Origin of the sequence: Rhizobium sp. J15, assembly GCF_002531825.1 — a bacterium.
GTDB lineage: Bacteria > Pseudomonadota > Alphaproteobacteria > Rhizobiales > Rhizobiaceae > Rhizobium.
Genome location: NZ_NWSX01000096.1, coordinates 1 through 2,129 on the forward strand (window position 1 = coordinate 1; position 2,129 = coordinate 2,129).

The 2,129-nt window shown below is 59.7% G+C and carries 2 protein-coding genes; both read left to right on the plus strand.

Going from position 1 to position 2,129, the window contains the following annotated elements; translation table 11 throughout:
* The first annotated feature begins 142 nt into the window (after window positions 1-142).
* A complete protein-coding gene (locus CO670_RS32260) occupies window positions 143-1,306 on the plus strand; it encodes a Gfo/Idh/MocA family oxidoreductase (RefSeq protein WP_097594061.1) in 1,164 nt (387 codons plus the stop codon).
* An 11-nt stretch (window positions 1,307-1,317) separates the two neighbouring features.
* Window positions 1,318-2,129: sugar phosphate isomerase/epimerase family protein (locus CO670_RS32265; protein ID WP_097594063.1), on the plus strand; the 812-nt coding region annotated here is incomplete at its 3' end.

Here is a 2,129-nt window from a genome sequence, read left to right on the forward strand (position 1 = left end):
CATTTCCAATGTAATCGTTGACATTGAGTTTTTCTCGTGTTGTATACGTTAACATTACAGTTTCTTGACGGGCCGGCGTGATGTCCGGTCCCTGGTTTGATCAGGTGCGGGACGCGTTCCGCGCCATAAGGAGGCTTTTGCGGTGAAGAAGTTGAACGTTGCGCTGATCGGTACGGGCTTCATGGGGAAGGCGCACTCGATTGCGACCGCCGTCGTGCCGATCCTGTTCGGTTCTCCTGTTGAAATCGAGCGCAAGGTGGTCGTCGACATCGACGAGGAATTGGCGCAGAACGCTGCCAAGCAGTACGGCTTTACGGAATATGCGACCGACTGGCGCGATGTCGTTTCGCGTCCTGACATCGATATCGTCGACATCTGCACGCCCAACAGCACCCATGCCGAAATTGCCATTGCGGCTGCCAAGGCCGGCAAGCACATCATGTGCGAAAAGCCGATGTCGATGACGGTCGAGGAAGCCGAGGCGATGCTTGCTGCAGCCAACGAGACCGGCGTCGTGACGATGGTGTCCTATAACTATCGCCATACGCCGGCGCTGCAGATGGCCAGGAAGCTGATCGAGGAAGGCCGCATCGGCGACATTCTGACATTCCGTGGCTATTACCTGCAGGACTGGGGTGCCGATCCGGAAAAGCCGCTCTCCTGGCGCTTCAACAAGGCTCTGGCGGGTTCGGGTACGCTTGGCGATATCGGCACGCATGTGATCGATGCGGCGCGCCTGCTCGTCGGCGAGTTCGCAGAGGTCAGCGCCATCGTCAAGACCTTCATTCCGGAGCGCCCCTTGCCGGCAGGCCGCTTCTTTGGGCCGAGCGGGGCTGCATCGACGGAAAAAGGCAAGGTCGACGTCGATGATACGGCGCTGACGATGATCAAGTTCGCAAGCGGCGCGCACGGCACGATCGAAGTGACCCGCAACTCCTGGGGCCATCACAATCAGCTGGGCTTTGAGATCCATGGAACGCGCGGATCGATCGCGTTTGATTACCAGCGCCTGAACGAGCTGCGGGTTGCCTTCGCCGACGATCCGGCCGACGCCTTTGGCTTCCGCACGATCTATTCCGGTCCGAACCAGCCCTTCGGCGATAAGCTCTGGCCGGTTGCCGGCATGGGGCAGGGTTACATCGATATCAAGTCGATCGAATGGTACAACTTCCTCAAGGCCATTGCCGAAAACAAGCCGGCGTCGCCCGACTTCAAGGACGGTGTTCAGATCGAACGCATTGCCGATGCCATTCTCGTCTCGGGCCAGACCGGCGCCTGGGAAAAGATCAAGCAGACGGCTGTCTGAGGAGCGGTTCGATGACGATCAAGCTTGCAATGCACACCTGGCCCTATGCGAGCAACCCGACGTGGCTGCCGGCCTATACGCTTGAGGAAACGCTGCGGCGGGTCAAGAAGATCGGCTATGATGCCATCGAAATCGGTGCGGCCAGTCCGCATGTGTTCCCGCCGACGCTGAGCGCACAGCGCCGCAAGGATATTGCCCAGATGCTGAAGGACTATGGCCTGGAGCTGGCAGCAATGCTGCCGGCCCATGGTGGCGGTCCGGGCAACAACGTTGCCTCTCCCATTCCCGAAGAGCGGCTTTGGGCGATCGACCATTACAAGGACATGGTCAAGCTGACCGCCGACTGGGGCGGCAAGCGACTGATCTGCCTGCCTGGCTGGTACATCTTCGGCACCACCTACCGGCAGGCATGGGATTGGGCACGGGCTGCAATCACCGAAATCGCCACCTTCGCGCAGGATTACGGCGTCGAGATCGTCATCGAGCCGACGCCGGAAGACAGCAATATCGTCAATACCTGCGACAACACGATCGACATGATGAAGGATGTCGGCCTGGCCAACGTCAAGCTGATGTTCGACGCCCATCATGTCATTACCCAAAAAGAGGTGATGAGCGACTATGCCTATGCCATGGGCAAGGACCTCGTCCATATCCACGCCTCCGACAACGAACGCCTGCCGCCGGGTATGGGCAGGGGCGATTGGCCGGCGCTGATCGAGGCTTTGGCCGAAACCGGCTTCGACGGATACCTGTCGATGGAGTGCGGCTTCCACAAGCGTGGCATCGAGCCGGACTGGGTCGCCCGCGTCTGCCTCGAATA